This window comes from uncultured Nitrospira sp. (assembly GCA_902500695.1).
Taxonomy (GTDB): Bacteria; Nitrospirota; Nitrospiria; order Nitrospirales; family UBA8639; genus Nitrospira_E.
Window position 1 is genome coordinate 1 of sequence record CABVRQ010000070.1, and the last position, 20,540, is coordinate 20,540.

The 20,540-nt window shown below is 53.7% G+C and carries 20 protein-coding genes; 17 read left to right on the forward strand and 3 right to left on the reverse strand.

The genetic code is table 11. The annotated features are described in order from the left end of the window. The coding region (locus AAH187_RS14995; protein ID WP_342349280.1) for a hypothetical protein at positions 1-257 on the reverse strand (257 nt) is incomplete at its 3' end. A gap of 473 nt (positions 258-730) precedes the next feature. On the opposite strand from AAH187_RS14995, the gene AAH187_RS15000 reads away from it, so the two are divergent. Then, on the forward strand, positions 731-1,030 hold the full coding sequence (locus AAH187_RS15000) for a zinc ribbon domain-containing protein (RefSeq protein WP_342349281.1): 300 nt from the start codon (positions 731-733) through the stop codon (positions 1,028-1,030). A gap of 332 nt (positions 1,031-1,362) precedes the next feature. Here the strand turns inward: AAH187_RS15000 and AAH187_RS15005 are convergent, their stop codons facing one another. Next, entirely contained in the window at positions 1,363-1,890 is a 528-nt protein-coding gene (locus tag AAH187_RS15005) for a MerC domain-containing protein (RefSeq protein ID WP_342349282.1), read from the reverse strand. 327 nt (positions 1,891-2,217) lie between these two features. Here AAH187_RS15005 and AAH187_RS15010 point away from each other — a divergent pair, with 327 nt between their 5' ends. From AAH187_RS15010 to AAH187_RS15020, 3 genes are all read left to right on the forward strand, one after another. Next, positions 2,218-2,652: a Fur family transcriptional regulator gene (locus AAH187_RS15010; RefSeq protein ID WP_342349298.1), complete on the forward strand. Its 435-nt coding sequence runs from the start codon at positions 2,218-2,220 to the stop codon at positions 2,650-2,652. Between the two features lie 4 nt (positions 2,653-2,656). Then, positions 2,657-3,082, forward strand: coding sequence for a MerC domain-containing protein (locus tag AAH187_RS15015; RefSeq protein WP_342349283.1), 426 nt, complete (start codon positions 2,657-2,659; stop codon positions 3,080-3,082). A gap of 353 nt (positions 3,083-3,435) precedes the next feature. Then, the gene (locus AAH187_RS15020; protein WP_342349284.1) at positions 3,436-3,738 is read left to right on the forward strand and encodes a hypothetical protein; all 303 of its coding nucleotides are present in this window, start codon (positions 3,436-3,438) and stop codon (positions 3,736-3,738) included. Between the two features lie 155 nt (positions 3,739-3,893). Here AAH187_RS15020 and AAH187_RS15025 read toward each other — a convergent pair whose 3' ends face one another. Continuing rightward, entirely contained in the window at positions 3,894-4,052 is a 159-nt protein-coding gene (locus AAH187_RS15025) for a hypothetical protein (RefSeq protein WP_342349285.1), read from the reverse strand. Between the two features lie 254 nt (positions 4,053-4,306). Between AAH187_RS15025 and AAH187_RS15030 the strand changes: the two genes are divergently transcribed. The 13 genes from AAH187_RS15030 to AAH187_RS15090 all read left to right on the forward strand — a co-directional run bounded on the left by AAH187_RS15030 (position 4,307) and on the right by AAH187_RS15090 (position 20,150). Beyond that, positions 4,307-6,427, forward strand: a complete 2,121-nt coding sequence (locus AAH187_RS15030; protein WP_342349286.1) for a histidine kinase — start codon at positions 4,307-4,309, stop codon at positions 6,425-6,427. Continuing rightward, the gene (locus AAH187_RS15035) at positions 6,424-7,203 is read left to right on the forward strand and encodes a LytTR family DNA-binding domain-containing protein (RefSeq protein ID WP_342349287.1); all 780 of its coding nucleotides are present in this window, start codon (positions 6,424-6,426) and stop codon (positions 7,201-7,203) included. The genes AAH187_RS15030 and AAH187_RS15035 overlap by 4 nt, the downstream gene beginning before the upstream one ends. Positions 7,204-7,520: 317 nt before the next feature. Continuing rightward, positions 7,521-7,868: a hypothetical protein gene (locus AAH187_RS15040; RefSeq protein ID WP_342349288.1), complete on the forward strand. Its 348-nt coding sequence runs from the start codon at positions 7,521-7,523 to the stop codon at positions 7,866-7,868. Positions 7,869-8,868: 1,000 nt separating this feature from the next. Continuing rightward, complete coding sequence (locus AAH187_RS15045; protein ID WP_342349288.1) at positions 8,869-9,216, forward strand: hypothetical protein; 348 nt, start codon at positions 8,869-8,871, stop codon at positions 9,214-9,216. 269 nt (positions 9,217-9,485) lie between these two features. Further along, the gene (locus AAH187_RS15050; protein ID WP_342349289.1) at positions 9,486-11,570 is read left to right on the forward strand and encodes a pilus assembly protein N-terminal domain-containing protein; all 2,085 of its coding nucleotides are present in this window, start codon (positions 9,486-9,488) and stop codon (positions 11,568-11,570) included. Next, complete coding sequence (locus AAH187_RS15055) at positions 11,567-12,496, forward strand: TadE family protein (RefSeq protein ID WP_342349290.1); 930 nt, start codon at positions 11,567-11,569, stop codon at positions 12,494-12,496. Before AAH187_RS15050 ends, AAH187_RS15055 begins: the two co-directional genes overlap by 4 nt. Continuing rightward, entirely contained in the window at positions 12,493-13,518 is a 1,026-nt protein-coding gene (locus AAH187_RS15060; protein ID WP_342349291.1) for a hypothetical protein, read from the forward strand. The genes AAH187_RS15055 and AAH187_RS15060 overlap by 4 nt, the downstream gene beginning before the upstream one ends. Positions 13,519-13,585: 67 nt before the next feature. After that, on the forward strand, positions 13,586-14,815 hold the full coding sequence (locus AAH187_RS15065) for a pilus assembly protein TadG-related protein (RefSeq protein ID WP_342349292.1): 1,230 nt from the start codon (positions 13,586-13,588) through the stop codon (positions 14,813-14,815). A 14-nt stretch (positions 14,816-14,829) separates the two neighbouring features. Continuing rightward, positions 14,830-16,050 carry an AAA family ATPase gene (locus tag AAH187_RS15070; RefSeq protein ID WP_342349293.1) on the forward strand — a complete coding sequence of 407 codons (1,221 nt, stop codon included), beginning with the start codon at positions 14,830-14,832 and terminating at the stop codon, positions 16,048-16,050. A gap of 82 nt (positions 16,051-16,132) precedes the next feature. Next, positions 16,133-17,518 carry a CpaF family protein gene (locus AAH187_RS15075; RefSeq protein ID WP_342349294.1) on the forward strand — a complete coding sequence of 462 codons (1,386 nt, stop codon included), beginning with the start codon at positions 16,133-16,135 and terminating at the stop codon, positions 17,516-17,518. Continuing rightward, the gene (locus AAH187_RS15080; RefSeq protein ID WP_342349295.1) at positions 17,505-18,368 is read left to right on the forward strand and encodes a type II secretion system F family protein; all 864 of its coding nucleotides are present in this window, start codon (positions 17,505-17,507) and stop codon (positions 18,366-18,368) included. The genes AAH187_RS15075 and AAH187_RS15080 overlap by 14 nt, the downstream gene beginning before the upstream one ends. An 11-nt stretch (positions 18,369-18,379) precedes the next feature. After that, entirely contained in the window at positions 18,380-19,342 is a 963-nt protein-coding gene (locus AAH187_RS15085; protein ID WP_342349296.1) for a type II secretion system F family protein, read from the forward strand. 40 nt (positions 19,343-19,382) lie between these two features. Continuing rightward, complete coding sequence (locus AAH187_RS15090; RefSeq protein WP_342349297.1) at positions 19,383-20,150, forward strand: hypothetical protein; 768 nt, start codon at positions 19,383-19,385, stop codon at positions 20,148-20,150. Positions 20,151-20,540 lie beyond the last annotated feature (390 nt).

A 20,540-nucleotide genomic window follows, 5' to 3' on the forward strand; every position in this document is an offset into this window, starting at 1 on the left:
TGCGGAATGGTTTCATGTCCGCAGGAGGGTCCATGCCGGTGCTGAGAGTCATGGGTATCGCACGAATGGTCAGGAGTGCAGCTAGCCGGATTAACTCCACCGACTGCTAAGGTATGCTCATCGACGTGATCGTTGTGGACAAAATGAAGATGCCCATCATGAAGGTAATCCTGATGGTTCTCGTGTCGGATAACGGTATGGCCACAATCGGGACCGTGTGTGTGGGGATGTTTGTCATGAATACGATGGTCGCTCATGATGCCTCCTTGTATTAATTGTGAACCCGTCCTTCCAGAGAAATTTCACATCCCACCTTAGAAAAATCTGGAATGATTGTCAAAGGATTGTCGCCAATTGCCACAGGTGTTTTTCCGGTGCCGGAGCAACAATCACTATGAGCTGTTTTTTTTTCATTGGTAGAATCCTCTCTAAATGGGAAAAAGGCGCAAGATGTTTAAAGGTCATGGTGAGGCAGGATGCGTTGAAAGAGTTATGACGCTTCATTCGTCGTGGCTGACCTTACAATGTTTATTCAATCCGTTCGTCAGATTCCTGTTGATGATTGATTATGATCGAGTTAGGAGGAAGCTGGCCGGGAATGTTCGGTTGCCTTTTTTCTTGCGGTCTCCCGATGATGCCTGGAGGCGCACGGAATTTGGAATCTTAGGCAAACCTAACAGGCAAGAAGTGCTTTCAAATCATTGATTATTGACGGATAAGGAGAGACTTTATGCCCATTTACGAATATCAAGCTTCCTATTGTCTTCAATCGCTCTTTTGTTCCAAGAGGTTCTCCTTTTGGCAGAACATGTCTGACTCTCCTGTCTCCGAATGTCAGGAATGCGGAGCCCCACTGGAGCGGGTGATGTCCACATTTTCTGCGGCAGCGGATATTGTGGCGTACGGTCATGCCGTTGCCAATCCTCCAGCGGGATCGCAGGCTCCTCCCGCTACCCAAAAAAATATCTTTGGAGGGGGATTGGGAATTCAGGGCTGTGGCCACGATTGTCGAACGCACCATCCATCGTAAGAAAAAATGATGCTCTGAAATTCAAAAGACAGCATGAATTCAACCCAATGCCCTGCTGTATGAGGCACTATCAAGTCGATAGCGCCCACACAACTCTTCTGCCTTGTCTGAATTGGGGTTGGAAACGGAACTTTCCGAAAACGGAAATTTTTTTGTGGTTTGGATGACCCGCGAGGGAGAAGGGATTTTTATTACGGTCTTAAGCCCCTATGCGTGGAGGCAGGTGTTTGCCGTGAACAGGTGTACGTTTCCACGCAAAAATCATAGCTGATTTAAGGACATTCTTAGGAACGAATCTTCCTTTTTTCTCCGGCCTGACGGATCAGACCAATTCATGAACACTCATTCTTTCCTGGGGCAGGGAAGTCACCGATTGACGGATGGGTGTGGGGCACAGGAAGAGGCTGGTGTGACGCAGGCTTGTCCCCGGTCGAACAGGTATGTGTATGAAGTCTGCAGCCTTGGTGATGTAACCGTCGATTCAGCCACCCCGCACCAACCAACACAACTGCGCCGCTGATCATGAACAGGGATTCGCCAGCCTGATCGTCTTCCCACCCAACGCGACCATATAGCATTAAGAGAAATCCTATTCCTGACAGGGTGAGCGGGGCCGGTTTTCGATGGCGAGGGATGGTGAGTATTTGGCTTCCCAGGGCCAGGCAACCCACGATTCCCATAAGGATCCAGTCGAGGGTGTGCGCGGTCTCCGGAAGGAAGCGGGATGAGATTTCAGGCTGTGATCCGACGACAAGGGGAAGAACTAACGCTGCGAAGGGCGTCAATGAGCATTCGATGGCGCAAAGGAATGAGGCGGTCATTCCCGCACGTGCAAGCTTGTCTTCAAATGTTGTGTTCATCAATTCTTCCTGTGTTAGGAGGGCGGAGGGTTTATTTCATGATAACGGCAGAACGGATTTCCCATTGGGGGATGGTTTACCTGAGCACATGATGAAGGAATGCTTCAGCACTGCGCTCACCATCTCTACATGGTATCGGGTCCTCTGTACCGGACTTGATCCGGCTCTGGCTTGTATCGCTAATTCATGTCGTTGGAAAGTGAGGTGGATTGGCAGATGGTCGGCCGTAAATGACCATCCATTTTTATTTTCATGCAGATGAAAATTTTTTTCATTAGGCTTCCGTTTTTTATGAATCGATGGACGGGGAACCGTTAATTGAATGCGATGAAAGTGAGCGGGTTCCAAAAAACGTATAAAGAAGCCTTACGGACAGCGGGTTACCGGTTCACCCGCCCGAGGCAGGCGGTTCTGCAGGTGCTACAAAGAGCCGAGCATCCTTTGAGTGCCTTGGAGGTGTTTAGGCGATTGCAGGGAGATCATGTATCTATCGATCGGGTCACGGTATACCGGATTTTAGCGGTACTGTCCCGGCTGGGATTGGTGGCGCAATTGGCGTTTGCCCAGGAGGGGCAATTCCGCTATGAATGGCGGGATGGTCGTGCTCTCTCCTACCATGTGCGTTGTCAGAAATGCGGAAGAATTGAATCGCTTTGTCTTCCTTCGTTGAAACGACTTAAATTCCTTATTAAAAGTAAGACCAGTTTCCTCGTGAATGACCAGTCTTTAGAATTCAACGGCTTGTGCCCCGACTGTCAATGAAGCCATGACATCCTTTGGTCTTCATCTTTCAAGGATCGGGTCTCTGGCCTCTTTGGTTTGCGCCATCCATTGTGCCCTCACGCCGATAGTGCTGTTAAGTTTGCCCTTCATTCTTGCGCATTCGTCCGGGGAATGGAATGGGATTCTGGAAATGATGTTTGGTGAACGTACAGAATGGCTGTTCCTTGGAGCGATCGGGCTTCTGGCAGGATTCGGATTGTTGACCACCTATTCCGTTCATCGTGACAAGCGGCCTGCTTGCGTATCCGGAATCGGTGTGGGGTTGTTGTTGATCTCGCGTGTGTGGATGGATCACCAAAGTCCCGGAGAGATCGCCCTGGATATTACGGGGGCAAGTGTTATCGCATGGGCTGGATTTTGGAACCGGCGGCTCTGCCGTTGCGTAGGCTGCCCTCAACATGAGCAATAAACACAGGGCACTGTTTCTGTGCGGGAATTGTGTCCTTTTTCGGTAAGGTTGCTGGCAGCCAGAGAATGAGGGGATTAAGATCCATGCGGAGCATTATGCTAACCCCAGCGATGAATTAGCCCTCCGCCAAGACCCTGCCACATACACCTGATTACACCATAGGCTCGAAAACGAACTGCGTCGGGGACTTCCTGAGCATATTCCCCTAAGCCGTGGCTGTTTTTACTAACTGCCAAGCAGTACCACGCATCAGGTGGAAAGGGTCGGATCCGCCTCTAGATACAGTCGCCGATGAATTGAAATACTTCAAGTGCCTTGGTTAAAGTGCCTTGATTGCTCTATTATTGAATTTCATGAAAACACAACACCAAATTATTGGATTTCTTCTTGCCATCATCCTGGCTATCCTGCCCCTTTCTTCGGCATTGGGCGTCCAGCATGTCCTGGCCGGGGCAGACCTCGCCGGCCATGCCCACTCGGATTACGATCTCTGTGATTGGGTACATATTCAGACGACAGGTTCCCTGTCGTTCGATGTGAATTCTTCATGGCTTTGTTTGTCCCGATCCGGCGATGTGGTGGTCCAAGCACCCTCATGTTTCAATAACCAGCCCGTTATTTCCTCCTGTTCACCTCGAGCTCCTCCCCAATCGTAATTTCCAGAATTTCTTAACCCGTATTTCGAAAAGCTGCCAATAGCTTTGATGTCTTTCCGGCATTGTGGATAGACGCGGAGCTTCGTTCTGTCGATATCGGGATCTCGGGCGTCTCTGCTCTAACGTCTTCATCCCGCGTCGCGAGATTTAGGCTATTAGGCAGATAGTTGACGATCCAGATAGGAGGATGACAGGTGCCGGAGCCGGCGTAATTGGAGGCTGGTGTGAATAAAGACGATGCCGACCATTCCACAGGCAAGGGGCGGCTTCACGATAGAAAAGATGAGCAGCAATGTTAGAAAGACAGTCATCATCGTGTGTGTTCTCAGGGTTGATCTGTAGAGGTGGCGACTGAGGCCATATGGGTATTTTCGGCGTAATGGGGGCGTAGCTTGAGAGTGGACAAAGGGAATGATCCGGAAACCATGGCCACAATACCGGGATTAAACGACCACTGATTGGTTAAAACGACCACTCGTCAGGATAGCTTCGTGGAAAAAATCTATCGGGTCTATGATGGGGCGCCAATTTTGGGAAGGAAAGGAAATGGATGTCATGGAACAGGGCTATGTTGACTGAGGTGTCCGATTTCTCCGTCTCGTTTATCGCGCATGTCAGCGGGTACGCCATCGGCATGATCTTGTATGCCATGTTGTTATGGCTGGTTTTCCGGGCGTTGCAGGAGTCGGCCCAAAAGAGTCAGAGCGAACTCTCTGCTCAATCACCCAGATGGCTTGCATGTTGGACGGCTATATTAGGCTTGCTGTGGAATGTTGGAGCCCTGCTGGCCTTTCTGCTTCCGAATTTACACCTGACCGCACCGCTTCCGGTGTTGTACGCGTTGGCAGTCTCCGCATTGGGGTTTCTTCCCGCTGTCGTTGTTCTGGCTATGGTTGAAACGCAGCCCATGGGCCTGCCTTTCTGGATTCGCCGAACGATTTCCGCAGCCGGGTTTTTGTTGAGCGGGTGGGCATCTCTGATGCACCTTCATGCCGCTCTGATCGGGGAATCGGGGAGCATGTCCGGAACAGCGCTCCAGGTCATGGTCTGGGGCTTTCTCGTGCTTCTGATCTGGCTCCTTGCTGTCAGGGTACGGGCGGATGGGTTGGATTATATGGGAGGAATCGTCGTTCTCTCGGGATTGGCCATTGCGGTTCTTCCTTTCAGTCAGCATGAAACCGGGGAATATTCCTGGGGCATGGAGCTTGTCGGTCATCATGCCAACCTCCTGTTGGCCCTGGCCATTCTCTATCAGGATTACCGATTTGCTCTCGGAGACATTTTCTTGAAGCGGGCGTTATCTTTTTTGGTGTTGGCTCTGGTGACTCTTGGTGCATTGATCACTGTTGGGATTCCGGTGTTACGGCTCGACGCAGACAATGAAATGGCCAACCTATCCCGGCTTGGTGTTTTTTTTGCTCTTTGGATCATCACTGCGCTGGCCTATCCCCAATTACGCAAAGCGGTGATTTGGCTGGTGGATGTCGTGGTGTTGCGGCGACCGGACTACGAGCAGCTCAGGCAGGAGGTGGCAATCGCTGTTAATCAGGAGGAAGAGCCCGACCGGATTTTGTCCCGTGCCGGCGCGTTACTCCAGCCTGCTCTGTTGGCCATGAAGGTCATCTGGAGGCCTTGGAGCCTGGAGGGCGAGGCCGGGCCTGAATGGCCGGGTCAGGTCGGCTTGTTCGACGGGGATCGTGTGGAAGAATCTCCGGCGAGTCGAACGATCGCCGTTGGAAGCCTGGTGAGAAAGGGGAGCAGAGGGCCTTCCTTGTCCCGGTCTTGCGGAGAAGAATTCCTTGTGTTTATTCCGACGATGGAATTGCCTCAATACGTTCTGGTGATCCAGGGGTTTCTTCATCGAAGGCGATTGCTTTCGGACGACCTGTTCCTGTTGGAAGCCGTGGCGCATATCATTGCCAGAAGGATCGATGCGGTGCGTTCGGCCCATGAGCGCTGTGCCGTTGCCATTCGGGAACAGGAAATGAGAAAGCTCACCATTGAGGCGGAACTCCGGGCTCTTCGCACACAACTGAATCCTCACTTTTTATTTAATGCCTTGACCACCATTGGCTATCTCATTCAAACGGCACCGACGCGGGCGCTGGACACGCTCATGCGGCTGACGGAGTTGCTGAGAGGCGTGCTGAAGCGTCTTGAAGGGGATTTTTCCACCTTGGGCCAGGAAGTAGATTTAGTCCAGGCCTATCTCATGATTGAACAGGCGCGTTTCGAACGGCGGTTGGCCTATCAAGTCAATGTGCCGTCAAATTTACGAGATCTACCGGTGCCGGCGCTGGTGTTGCAACCACTGGTGGAAAATGCGGTGAAACACGGCATTCAAAAGTGTGCCAAGGGAGGGGTCATTAAAATCGAGGCTGCAGTGGAGCAGCGGGAAAACGAAAATGGTCATGGAGCATGGATAACTCGTGAACTTGTGATTCAGGTGCAGGATACGGGACATGGGCCGTCAGACAAGGGGCAGGAGGCCTCCTGGGGAGCTGGAATCGGGTTGGCCAATATCAAGAAACGTTTGCAATTACATTATGGCGATCATGCCACGTTATCCATGCATCGGAACCCGAAGCTTGGCACGATTGTCCATATCCGTATTCCTCTTGTTGGTTCAAGCGATCTCCTGGCAGAAGAATCCGAATGCCTTCATTCCGGCCAGGGAGTGAAAGAATGAGCGGGAAAATCCGGGTCATTGTTGTTGATGATGAGCGGCCGGCACGGTCATTTCTGACGACGACCTTGAAGAGCCTAGATGATGTCGACATTGTGGGAGAGGCCGAGAACGGTGAGGAGGCGATCAGCTTAATTCAACGGGAACAACCCGATCTGGCATTGCTTGATCTCCAAATGCCTGGGTTGGATGGACTTTCCATGGTCAGAGCCATCAAAAAAGGGCATATTCCGTTGATTGCGTTTGTCACGGCGCACAATGAATATGCCATTGAGGCGTTCGATATCGAGGCCATCGATTACTTGTTGAAACCGGTCGATCGCACACGACTGCGGAAAACCATCAAACGGGCAAAGGAGCGTTTGGAACGGGATGATGTCATGGCGAATGAATTGGAAGCTCGACCGCGCGGCAAGGAAGGCGCCTCTCCGGAGAATTCGGATTACATTGACCGTCTCCCGATCAAAAAGAAAGAAGAGATCATTTTCCTGCCGGTCAATCAGATTGCCTCTATCGTCTCGGATGGAGAGTTGATGCATATCACCACGCTTCGAAAGGAACGGCATACCATCAGCCACCGGCTCAAGGCGCTTGAGGCCAGGCTGGACCCCAGGCGGTTCGTGCGATTGGGTCGCGGGACTCTGGTCAATGTGGAGACGATCAACCGGGTGGCCACTATGCCGGGAGGGTCGTATGTCGTCACTTTGACCAATACCCAACAACTCAGGGTCAGTCGCAGTCAGTCACGATTTCTACGGCACCAAATCTTGAGGTTGTAAGAAGCCTGCCTTGCGGATTGGTCCCTCGCCGGTTTTCCCTTCCCCTCTGGCGTAATCCATTCATTCAGGCCAATCAACCGCTCATGAAACTATATGACTGTTCGTAAAAAAAGAGTGGGGAATACATTCATCGCGCCTTTACCATAGGCCCAATATTCGAAATCGCAGCTTATGGAATGCCGATGAGCCTGTTCACTGACAGATTTCCGGATATCGTAAGTCTCAGGCGAGTGCCCGGACGCTCGAGGGAGGATTTGTCCTCTTTGGCCCCAGAAGGGCGCATGAGGTGTCAATATTACTTAAAGGAGGGTTTTCCCATGTTTAAAAAGTTACGTAGTCAAGCAGGCGCGGCGTTGGTGGAATATAGCCTCCTCGTCGCGGGAATTGCCTTAATCGGAGCGGCCGCCGTGGCGGTATTCGGCCACAAAACCACGGATATGATGGCCGCGGTCGCGGCCGTGCTCCCAGGTGCGCATACTGATGACAATGCCCCGATGGTTAGCGGAAAGATTATTGAAACCGCAGAAGGTCAAGGACCTGGTGGCAATGCCATTGCCTTGGATATTGACGGCATTGTTGCCAACGCCGGCACCGAACGGCTAGGAAATAATCTTGGGACCACTACGAGTATTTCGACATTGGTTGTCGAAGCTCAAGCTGAGTAAGCTCCCAAGGGTTTGTGCATGCACGCGAGTGAAAAGCCTTCCCGGTCGAGTCAGGCCGGGAAGACTTTCTGCGGTTCAAGCCAAAAGATGCCCATTCATGTATTGACTCACGCTGTGGACAAAACTCACTCGGATATCAAGCCCTGCTGAACATTCCTCTCTCCCTTTCAGGTTTGTTGTCGCCGTCTGATTGTCTCGGATTCATTTTTTTGCCGTCTCCATGTAGACCATAGTGTCGTCAGGTTGGCCAGGAGCTCTCTTCCGCGTATGCCAAAGGCGTCGCTGCACCCATCGACCACCGAGGCATATTCGGCCGTGCGCTGTCCACTGAAGACGGTGCGTATGCAGGTCTGCTCCCTTGCCTCGTTCCCCGCTCAGGAGGAATTTGGACGGTCGCCCTCGACCCCTGCGTTGCAGCACTTTAACCATTTGTGTATCCAAACGATGGTTCTTGTTGGCACTTCCTAAATTGGCCAAGGGAGCATTCCCCTATCGAGCTGGGCTGCCGTTTGCGTACATTTCATCAAGCACTCACTACCAGTTTCCCGCCGTCTCAACGCTCAACGGCTCGACCGAAACCTCTTGCTGCACAAAAAAAGGAATTGTGCCGTTGGCGAACACTCACTGCTCAATCGCTCGCGCCGCGCTGAAGCGGGTCCCGATTTTTGCGGCATCAGATTTTGCAAGAGCTCGAGCTTGTGGTTCGCTCTCTCACCGTTTTTCCTGCTCTCTGCTTTCATCGGTAATTTCGGCAATCATCTGTTCATGAAAACTATATGACCGTTCGTAAAAAAAGAGTGGGGAATACATTCATCGCGCCTTTACCATAGGCCCAATATTCGAAATCGCAGCTTATGGAATGCCGATGAGCCTGTTCACTGACAGATTTCCGGATATCGTAAGTCTCAGGCGAGTGCCCGGACGCTCGAGGGAGGATTTGTCCTCTTTGGCCCCAGAAGGGCGCATGAGGTGTCAATATTACTTAAAGGAGGGTTTTCCCATGTTTAAAAAGTTACGTAGTCAAGCAGGCGCGGCGTTGGTGGAATATAGCCTCCTCGTCGCGGGAATTGCCTTAATCGGAGCGGCCGCCGTGGCGGTATTCGGCCACAAAACCACGGATATGATGGCCGCGGTCGCGGCCGTGCTCCCAGGTGCGCATACTGATGACAATGCCCCGATGGTTAGCGGAAAGATTATTGAAACCGCAGAAGGTCAAGGACCTGGTGGCAATGCCATTGCCTTGGATATTGACGGCATTGTTGCCAACGCCGGCACCGAACGGCTAGGAAATAATCTTGGGACCACTACGAGTATTTCGACATTGGTTGTCGAAGCTCAAGCTGAGTAAGCTCCCAAGGGTTTGTGCGTGCACGCGAGTGAAAAGCCTTCCCGGTCGAGCCAGGCCGTGAAGGCTTTTTGTTTGAGCCGTCCATTGGTAAAAAATAGCCGTTCATTGGATGACTCTGACAGTCCAGAAGAATCACCTCGTGGGCGAGCGAAGTAATCTCCTATAAGACCTTTACAGTCGGACCATACACGCCCTTGCAGGAGATGTGAGGGAAGAGCGGATTGAGCCTGGAGCAAGATAGAGCCGGTGTGTAAATGAACGAGGGTATAATGACCAAAATGAAAGATAATCCAGCCGGATTGCCAAAGCCTGCCAATCAGGGCTATCTGAATGTCCGGCGCATGAGCCTGCTGGTTAGCCTGATCTTCCTGCTTCTTCTTCCCGCCGCAATCGCGCAAACGGCCTCTTCGAAAGTATCCCCAAATACACTAGCCCTGAAAAAATACCCTGAATCTCCTATCCCTTTGCGCGTGATTGTGGCTCAACATCGACGTGTGTTGATTGATGATCCGGTGCAGCGGGTTGCGGTGGGCGATACGTCAATCGTTTCGGCTCAGCTGATTAACAATAAGGAAATCTTGTTTCTTGGTCAGCGGCCAGGACGCACCTCGGTCATTGTCTGGCTTCAGTCAGGAGCGATTCGTCATTATCAATGCAATGTGCAGTTGGATCTTTCCGTTCTGCATGCGGCCTTGCATAATGTTCATCCCAGTATCGGCGTGACCAGCGCTCCGGACCGTGATGCCATAGTTCTGACCGGAAAGGTGCCTGATGCGACCTATTCCCAGGCGGCGGAAGGAATCGCGCAGAAATATCTGAATGCCAGAAGGGGAGAAAGGAAGTCAGGTCAGGGGCCCTTTGTGCAAAGTTCCGGCGGGCAGCCGGCAAATCAATCTCAGCCCGGAGGGCCGAGTCAATCCTCGAGACCATCCGATTCGTCGGATGATGAGGGAGATGGCGATTCCTCATCAGGCGATTCCCCAGCCCACCTTGAAGTCGCGGGGGCCATCCCTGTCGGCGGCACCATTATCAATCTGATTCAATTGGATACGTTGCCGGCTACTCCCGAGGAGCGCATGCAAGAGGCAATTCGGAATCTTGGGGGTGAGCAGGTGACGGTGCGGCGAGTCAAACGAGGTATTGTGCGTGATGATGAGCAGGATGTCTTTGTCCTGGAGGGGTCGGTGAAAAATCAAGTGGCCCTCTTGCGTGTGCTGGAGGTGGGTTCCCGAATGCTGACCGGCCACGGCGCCACGCGACATAGTATTCGCGTGGTGGGGGATGAAGCGGGGGCGTTGGCCGGTCGACTAGGACAACAGCAAGGTGGGCAGCAAGGGCAGCAAGGGCGAATGATGATTGGTGGGGGCGGCGGTGGAATTGGCCAGCTATTTGGAGGGGCAGGTACGTCGGGGCGCATCAGTAACCGGGTGCAATCGAATCTGGGCCGGGCCAAAGTGATCGAAGCGGCCAATGGGCGCATTATTTCTTTTCTTCATGTGACGGATCTTCCGCAAATTCGGGTCAACATCAAACTCTATGAAGTCAATCGGACAAAACTGCGATCCTATGGCTCGGATTTTGTGGGGACCTTTGATAATTTCGGGGCGGCTCCCGAGTCCGGAGCTCGAAACATTTTGGGCTTTCTGACCGGTACGCTTGTAGCCGACACGTTTATTCGAAGCGGCGAGTTTGCCATTCGATCAGTCTTCACGTTTTTGGAGAGACTGGATTTGGCGCGAAGCCTGTCTTCTCCTTCGCTCACCGTGCTGTCTGGAGAAATTGCAGCCTTTCTGGTTGGAGGAGAAGTCCCGATTGAGCAGGCATTTTCCCCGTTTTTCGGCGGTGGAGAGACCACTGGTGCGGCAGGGGTTTTTCAGTTTGTCACGTTTCGTGAATTCGGGATCTCCCTCCGTGTTCGCCCGCTGGTGGGAGAAGACGGGGATCTGACGATCGATGTGGTTCCGCAAGTGGTGACACCTGATTTGACCTTGACGGCGGGCATTGAAGAGGCCACTGGAACCAATCAACCCACGACAGCATTCAAAAACCGGTCCATGCAGACGAGCGCACGCATGCAGGATGGCCAGGCCATCCTGATTGGAGGCCTCCTCTCGCGTGACAAATCAGATCAGCAGGACTTTATTCCTGGAGTTCGTGATATCCCGGGGTTGGGTTGGTTGTTTCGACGGTTTACGCAAAACGACGAAGAGGTTGAACTGGTTATTGTCATCCATCCTGTCATTATGAGGGAGCCGATTCCCGAGGTGGGCCTCTGGGCTTTTCCCGCTCTCACCGACTATCGGCCGGCTTGGGAATTCAAGTCATGGCCGGCACCTGCGGAGAAAGGCTTGTGAAGTGGAGTGTAAAAGCCTTGATGACAAAGGCTCATCCATCCTTTGGTCAGGTTGCATCACAACGTGGCGGGGTACTCATTGAATTTGCCTTTCTGTCGTTGGTGTTCTATGTGCTGGTTGCGTTGGTTGTGGACATCGGAAGAATGGTCTTTGCCGCTCAAGTGCTCCAGGATGCTGCCCGTGTGGCCGCCAGGGAATTGTCATTGGTCCCGCTTCCCGCCGCCATGACTTTTGAGCAAGCGTTGGAGGATCCAACGGTCATGGCTCAGGTATTCGATCCGGCCTTGCTGGTCATCGATCTCGACGCGTTTGGCGATGACGATGTGGCATTTCAATCGTTTCTGGATCAGTTGCCGATGGTCAATAAAATGTTGAGGCCGCTCATGATTTTCGAACAGGCTGACATTCAGGGTTCCAGCCGTCGATTGCTGAGGTTTCCCGGTGCGCTTTTAAATGATCCTTTGGCTCCGAGTGGTTTGGGAGTGGGAATTCCACGGGTGGAATCCCGCGGGGCGGAGGGCGTGGAAGCCATTCGGTGGGTTCCGGTTCTTGAAGAAATCACGAACGGCTCTTTCAGTCTGGTGCCACTTGACCCCGAGAATCCGCCTCCTCAACGGGGTCTGGTGGCGGTTCGCATCAATTATCCGTTTCAAGCGGCGATGTTGAGCGGGTTTCAGCAGGGTCCGGGAGGCCCGTTTGAACCGAACCTGGCCAATCGCATTCAAGCGGACGATGAAAGCGTCGACGATTCCATAAATGCTCCGTCGCGCGGAACTCCATTTGGGGTTGGTGACTTGCCTGAAGTAGGCGTGTACGGCGGACGTTTCGGACTGGGAGGACAATTGGCTTTTGGCGGTGAAACGCTCAGGCCCTACAGGAAGCTACTTTCCGCCCAAGCCATTTCCAGGCGGGAGGTGTTCTTATGAAAACTGCCGGGTTTCATCCTCGATCGCCGTGGGTCAGATTTGTGTCGTCCCCGTTTTTTCTGGCGGGCATGGTTGTCGTGATTCTTGGGGGGTTGTGGGTGTCCGGCCTTGTGAACCCATGCTGGTTCGGAGTGGATTGTGCGCCTTCCACGGAGGGGCTGATTGCCGTTCCAGTCAGCGCGCAAGCCGTTCCGGCATTCACCCAATTGAACCGTCAACATGTATGGAATGCCGGGAAAGGGCAGCTGTCTGTTGTGCTGCTTCCCCCTGAACAGGTGACCGAGGCAATGAAAACCGATTTAACGGACATTCTCGGTCGTGTCCTTGGGCGAGAGAAGCCTGCCGGATATGTTTTCACGGAAGTCGATTTTCTGCCGCGTGGTTCCCGTCCTGGGTTAGTCGGGGGGATTCCCCCAGGAAAGCGGGCGGTGCGGGTCGAAGCCGGTCAGGTCAGCGGGTTATATGGCCTGAATCCCGGAGATCGCTTCGACCTTATCGCGACAATGCCGATCGACGCGGATGGGAAGGATAAATCATTGACCATGGGAGGAGTCTATGGTCAACAATTAGCGCTCCAGGCGAATTTACATAATTGGGCAAAACAAGCCACCGTGCGGGTGCTGGTGCAAAACGGTGTGCTGGTTCAACCGTTGACGACCCGGGAAATTCCTCTCTCGATGAATACGCTGACCCAGGGTCTTGTGGTCAAAAAGAAGCCTGTTCAAGAAATCGTCATCGCGGTGGACCCGGAAGAAGTGGCGTCATTGACCGAAGCCGTGGCCGTGAAGGCCGAGATTACGACCATTCCTCGTTCAGGACATCCGGACGATCCCAGGGACAGCGAGACACCGGAATCCCAACCCTGGAGCCCCTTTGGGAATACGTTGGCTTTAGGGAAGGCGTCTGGCGGAATTTCAAAAGATGAAAATACGAATTCTTCGCTCACGTTTGTGGAAACCTTGAACGGATCGGGAGAACGGGAATTCATTACTGTGCCTGTTGCGTCGGATCAGGAGAAATAGTGCGATGTTATACATGATGCGCGTTCATGCGTGAACGCGACGAGTTACGCTTTGGGAATGTCAGGCCATGTTGGTGCTCTTCGTCTTGCTGGTATGGGGAATGCTGGGTATTGGTTCGTTAGTGATCGATTGGGGGTATGTCAATCTCACCAGAGTGCAAATGCAAAATGTTGCAGATGCCGGTGCGGAGGAAGGCTTGCGTCTGCGTGATGTGGCCCCAGAGGATCCGGTTGCCAGTGATCTGAACCGCCGGGTGGCGGTGAGCCAGCTGGCCGCATGGACGTATGATGATGATTTTGATCTGACCGACGATCTCCTGCAGTTTGGTGCGGGGCCTGATGTGTTCCTGACTGGAGGACAAACCGACCTCAATGCGATGCAGACAGTAGACGTTCGGTCGGCCCCCGTCTACAAACCGAGGTTGCAATGGAATGATGAAGCCAATGCCCGACATGGCGATATGGTCAGCGGGACGTTTGGGATTCCCGATCCTGGTTGTTCGGTGGAAGCCCCGCGCAGGGAATGTGCAAATTATACCAGGATCGATTTCGTCCCGGCTGAAGTGAACGCCAGCCCGACGGCCGATGCCTTTCTCGTGCGATTGCGGCGTTCCATGAAACCGGAACCCTTTCAAGGTCAGGCTGGCGTCGATAATGTGCCGGGAGTGAGTTCGGCCGGCCCGACCCTGCCGCTGCTGTTAGGACTTGGCTCGCCTCTCCAGGCCCAAATCGATTCGCCTGGAATTCGTTTTACGGGCGTAACCGTGCGGGCGACCGCGATTGCCGATGCCCGCCCTGTTCGAGGCGTGGGTCTGCCGGATATCTTGTCCGAGCCTCCCCGTCTGGGTGTTGCCCCATTTGGTCTTGCCCGTGCAGCCTGGCGGGATTCCCTGGTGGTGGATGTTCCCGGTTCGGGTACTGTGGATTCTTCAGGGGTCGTGGCGGTCGGGTCCACGGCAATCGGCCGGTTTCTCCTTCCGATCACGAGCATTGGCGAACCTGTTCTTGCTCAATTTCCTGAGGGGGGACAGGTGACGATCGACGGGTATGCACCTCTCTACGAAGATTTTTTGGGGACGGAACGGGTGGTAGGATTTGCACGGGTTGAAATGACTGGCACCGCGCCCGGTTCGGTACAGATTATCAGGCGACCGGGTCAAGTGGCTGTAGAAAATGCCACCGTCACTCTCCTGCCTGCATTTCCTCTTCTGCCGAAACCCGAATTGGCATTGTTGTTTCAAGTTAATCGTGACATTCAGGAAGAGGGAGCCCTGCTGGCTCCGGCGCTGGTTCGTTAAGGATTGAACGTGTAATGGAAACGAATCTTCATATCCTCGTGGTAGGGAAATCCCCTGGACTCCGCGTGGAATTTGATTCCGCGCTTCAGGGGGTGGGTAATTACCGATGCGTCACGGTTTATGCCGAGTCATTCCGCCAGGCGGAAGAGCTGGCCAGGAACCGCCGGCCTCAATTGATTTGTGTCGAGATGAATGGAGATCTTCGCGGGTTGAAGGAGTTTACGATCGATGTGTCTCAGATGTTGCCGGAAACCGCTATCGCCGGCTTGTACAAGCCCGATCTTTTTGAATCCGATCAATCGGAAAGTGCGTTTATTCTTGAAGGCGTCCGTGCGCGTATTCAGGATTTCCTCCGGCACCCGCTCTCCAGCACCGAAATTCGACAGGTCCTCGACCGGGTTTTCGTGCAGGGAAAGACCAAATCCAGCCTGTCCCCGCTCGGCCATATCGTCTCGTTTGTCAGCAATAAAGGGGGAGTGGGGAAATCGACGATTTCAGTCAATATGGCGTGTTTGCTGGCCAGTCGCCATCCCGGCCAGGTGTTGCTGGTGGATGCGTCCTTGCAGTTGGGCGTTGCTGCGGTAATGCTTGATCTGAATCCCCGAACGACCATTGTGGACGCAGTTCGTGAAAAAGGACGTCTTGATGAGACGTTGCTTCGCGAATTGACCGTGTCTCATTCGTGCGGGTTGGCGCTTCTGGCCGCGCCGGGGAATGCGGCCGAAGCCTCTGAGGTGGACGAAGAATCCATGTATCGTATTTTGAATTTAGCGCGGCGGACTTTCAGGTACGTGGTGGTTGATACGTTTCCCATGTTGGATAGTGTCGTGATGACGGTGTTGGATCTGTCCACCTTCACTTATGTCGTGATGCAGGGAACGGCGCCCAATGTCATTGGCACGGCCAAACTGCTTCCGATTTTAGAGGGGCTTGGATGTCCGGTCGAGCGTCAGCGTTTGGTTCTGAACCAGAATTACCGGAATTTTGCCGGAAATTTGACGCAAACGGAGATTGAGGAGCGGTTGATGCGAGAATTTCATTTTGTCTTTCCCTATCAAAAGAAACTGTTAACCTGCGCCAATCTCGGGGAGCCGTATGTGCTCCAGGCTACCCGATACTTCGGGTTTGGACGTAGCGCACATCTGTTGGTTGGGGAAATTGAGCAGTTAGCGGACCGGGCCGTTGCCGCGGAAATTGATCACTTGGCGAACATGATGAACGAGGAGCCGGCCTGACCGTTCCCTTACCATGAGCGAACAGGATTTCCCATTACCTTCGTCCTCAGAGAGCCGGCCGCCCGTTCCGTTTGGCAAATCATTGAGTGCGGATACGGCCTCGAGGCTCAAGGCTGCGCTGAAACGTCCGGCGATGAACGTGGTCAAAGACGAAGCATTGCTGGATGATCCATTGGCGCGAGTCAAGCATGCCGATTATCTGTCAATTAAAAGCGCCCTTCAGGAGCGACTTCTGAATGAAATCGGAGAACATTTGGCCGCTGGACTTAATCATGATGATGTATCGGCCGTGGTGAAGGAGTTTACCGCGCGGATTTTAGAATCGGAACACATTCCCTTAAATCAGGCGGAGCAGGGACGGCTGGCTGAAGAATTGACCGAGGAAGCCATTGGCTTGGGGCCCTTGACTCCGTTGTTGGCCGATCCGGCTGTGACGGATGTTCTTGTCAACGGCCACCAGTCAGTCTATGTGGAGCGGTATGGCCGGTTGGAAAAAACTGACGTTCAGTTTCTGGGCGACGATCATGTGATTCGGGTGATCGAGCGGATTGCGGCGCAAATGGGCCGGAGGGTGGATACGGCCTCTCCAATGGTGGATCTACGTCTGGCCGATGGCACGCGGGTCAATGCCACTCTGCCTCCGGCGACGATCGATGGGCCGACCCTCTCCATTCGACGGTTTGGCGTCCGTCGGCTACGGCGGAATGATCTCCTGGGGCTGGGAACGCTGTCGCCGGATATGGCGACGTTTCTGGAACTGGTCGTTCGTGGCAAAAAAAATCTTCTGATTTCGGGTGGAACGGGGGCTGGGAAATCCACCCTGTTGGGGGCGTTGTCGGAGGCTATTCCCTTTCACGAGCGCATCATTACGATTGAAGATACCGCGGAATTGCACCTGGATCAGGAACATGTGGTCCGGATGGAAACCCGCCAGCCGAATATCGAGGGCAAAGGGCGGATTATAGCCAGGGATCTGGTGGTGAATGCCTTACGGATGCGGCCGGACCGGATCATCGTCGGGGAGGTTCGTGGGCCGGAAGCCCTGGATATGTTGCAAGCTATGAATACCGGTCATGAAGGCAGCATGAGCACGGTCCACGCCAATTCTCCTCGTGATGCGTTGTCGCGGTTGGAAACCATGGTGCTTTTTGCGGGCACGGAATTGCCTTCCCGCGCCATTCGAGAGCAAATGGTTTCTGCCCTTCATCTTATTATTCAGGTCCGGCGGTATGAAGACGGCGTGCGCCGGATCGAAACGATTGCGGAAATGACCGGCATGGAAGGCCTGACCCCTCTTATGCAGGACATCTTTCAGTTCCGGCGGCGAGGGTTTCGAGGAAAGCGTGTGGCCGGAGAATTTGTGCCGACCGGTATCGTTCCAAGAGTGGTTGAAGAATTGCGTGAGCAGCATATGGACATTCCCCTGTCCCTGTTTACCGGAGGAAGAGATCCCCATGGGTTTGCGTGAATTTGCGGGGTTGATGGCGATTGGTCTGATTGTCGGGCTGTGCGTTTGGTGGTGGAGAAACTTCTCTTTTCGAATGGCCACTCAGGCCAGGCTTGCGCAGGATGGGGCAGGGCGGGAATCCCCTCAGACCGGCCGGTCGGTCCGCCACGTATTCCCTCCCCGCTATCGGATCATTCCCGCCTGTCTAGGGGTGGGGGCGAGTGTTGGCCTATTTTATTTCGCGGATTTCTCTGCCCCATTTGCCGGAGCCGCAGGGCTGATGGTTGGCGTGCTAGGATTTTTATTGGAGTCTATTATTGCCGGCAAGCGCTTGAGCCGCATTGAAACCCAATTGGCCGATTCGATCGATCTGATGGTGGGAGCCTTACAGGCGGGGTTATCTCTCCCCAAGGCGCTGGATACCGCCCGACAGGAGTCTGCCGCGCCTCTGCGGCCGTATTTGGATAACCTTGTGCGGAAAATCCGTCTGGGAGAAAACCCCGCATCCGCAGTTCGAGAATTAGGAGAGCGGGTCCCGTTAGAAACCTTTCAACTGTTTTCGCTGACGCTCTCGGCCCAGTGGTGGACGGGAGGGAGTCTGGCCCCCACCTTGTCCGTTGTGGGAAGGACAATTCGGGACCGGATTGAACTCTCCCGGCGTATTCGGACGCAAGCCGTAGAGGCTAAAGCCTCGGTGATCGGGGTATTGGTCATATCCTATGTGTTGACGTTCATCATGTGGAGGGCGAATCCTCGCCCGCTTGAGAATTTTTTCAATAGTGATATTGGATCCTTGCTGGCGGGAGCCGCTATCGGATTGCAAGCGTTGGGCATCGTGTGGATTAACCGGATCAGTCAGGTCAAATTTTAGGTGAGCTCGTCATGGATCGTATGTGGTATTTCAGCCTGATTATTGTCGCGATTGTGGCATCAGTCATTCTGACGCCCTGGGCGGGAATGTTTGTTGCGCTCCTTCTGCTCTTGTTCGGGATGGTTTCTTGGGCACGTCGTCACCGGAGTGTTGAGCGGGTGCGGGACACTCTGGGGTCGGAACGTTCTGTTCTGGATCTCGGACGGGCACGCTCCGATTGGTGGCTGCGCCGGTGGTTGTTTTTGGCGGGGTACCGCGGACGATTGGCGCCCGTGGTTTTTATGGGACTTACCGGAGGAGCGCTAGCCCTGGGAATTGCGAGTGCGTATGCTATGAACCGGGCTGGCGTGGTCGATGTGATGGTGGTGCCACTGCAGGGTATTCCCGGAGGAATCGGGGAGGCTTTTGTTTCCGTGGCCTATGCGGGCCCCTGGATTGTGCTTTCCCTGTTAGCCAGTATTCCATTGCTGATGGTTCGTGCGTCCCGTCGCCAACGGGTTATGGATGTCGACCATGATCTTCCCTTGATGCTGGAATTGTTGGCCACGCTGACAGAAGGGGGGCTGAGTTTTGATGCGGCCTTGGATAAAATTCTCGAGGCACAGTTTCGCACCAGGCCTTTGTCGCAGGAGTTTCGTACTTACCATCGAGAGCTGCAACTGGGTGTGTCCAGATTGCAGGGTCTTCGACGGCTGGCCTCCCGTTTGGAAGTGACTTCCGTCTCGTTCCTGATTTCCGCACTGATTCAAAGCGAACAGGTTGGGGCAAGTATTGCCACGACGCTTCGCCGTCAGGCCGACGATCTCCGTAACCGTCGCCGGGAGCAGGCCTTAATGCTTGCGCAAGCCCTTCCCGTCAAAATGGTGGTTCCGCTCATTCTCTGCTTTCTTCCGGGAATATTTGTGTCCACGCTTGGCCCCTCGTTACATCAACTGGTGGACCTTGTGAGCGGGATAACGGGAGGGATTCGGTGATGGTCTGGCCTGTGAGGCCCTACACAGAAGAGGAGTCGACGTGAAGGTGTGGTCTGCCTGTGGGTTGATAGTTGGTCTGCTTGTCTGTTCGGCATGCGCCGATGCCCCTTATCTTCGAAATCAATACGAAACGGCTTGCGCGGTACCCGATCTTCAACTGGCCGAAGCCTGGGATTTGCTGGAGAAAGCCCGATCGACTCCTGGCGGATGCAACCGCGATGCCCGGGGAATGGATCGTTGCCGTGCGCTGCACCGTGAAATCGAAAGAATTGCGTTTGTGTGTCCCAACCACATTCCTTCTTTGATGACGACGGCTGTTCTGGCCTATGAGGACAAGGATTTTGCGAAAGCCTCGGAACGGCTCTCATCCATTTTGAATTTGGCCAAAGTGCATCCGGATGCGGCGGTGTTACGAGCACGGATTGCTCTGGAAGAAGGGAATCTCCCGTTCGCCCTTACCTTCCTGAAACAGCGCATGGATCTGTCTCCTGACCATGCTCAGCTCCGGGAGGTGTATGCGGCCACCCTGTTTCTTTCCGGGCGACTGGAAGAAGCCAGGACTCAATTGGCGGTGGCCGAACGACTCGGGGCGCCTCGATGGCGGGTTGCATATCATCTCGGCCTGTTTGAAGAACGGAAGGGGGAGCTACAGAAGGCTCGCCTGCTCTATCAGGAATCTGCGGATTTAAAGGCAGACTGGAATCTACCAATTTCCCGGTTGCATGGGCTATTGGCCAAGCCTCTTTCAGGTAAAGAGCCGTCTGGTCTGGATGGAAGTCATTTCGAGCTTCCTTCGATTCCCAAGTAAAAGATTGTTTCTTTTGTGTCGACAAAACCCGCGCTCTCGCTGGCCGGTCGCATATGATTTGTGAGGAGGAAGAATGTCGAGCGTCCCTAGTTCCTTAAGAAATTAAGGACAGTTTCTGCCTTTTTACTCTGGCTCATGTGTTGAGCATGCTTTTCTCTTTTCTGTTGCCTGATGTTTGGGGGCAGATGTCATGTTCGGGCACGACACAGTTGAATGATTCCCCCCTATTGTTAAAGAGATGCCACCGCGTCACGGATTAATTGAGTTGCTACGACAGGGGGGTCTTCCCCTTTAGATGTCCATGTTTCAATCATGGATGGGGTAATGCGTAGGTGTTGCCCAAAGGTGAGGGAGATGGGATGACGTTGGGGGGTCTTGGCATCCGGGGGC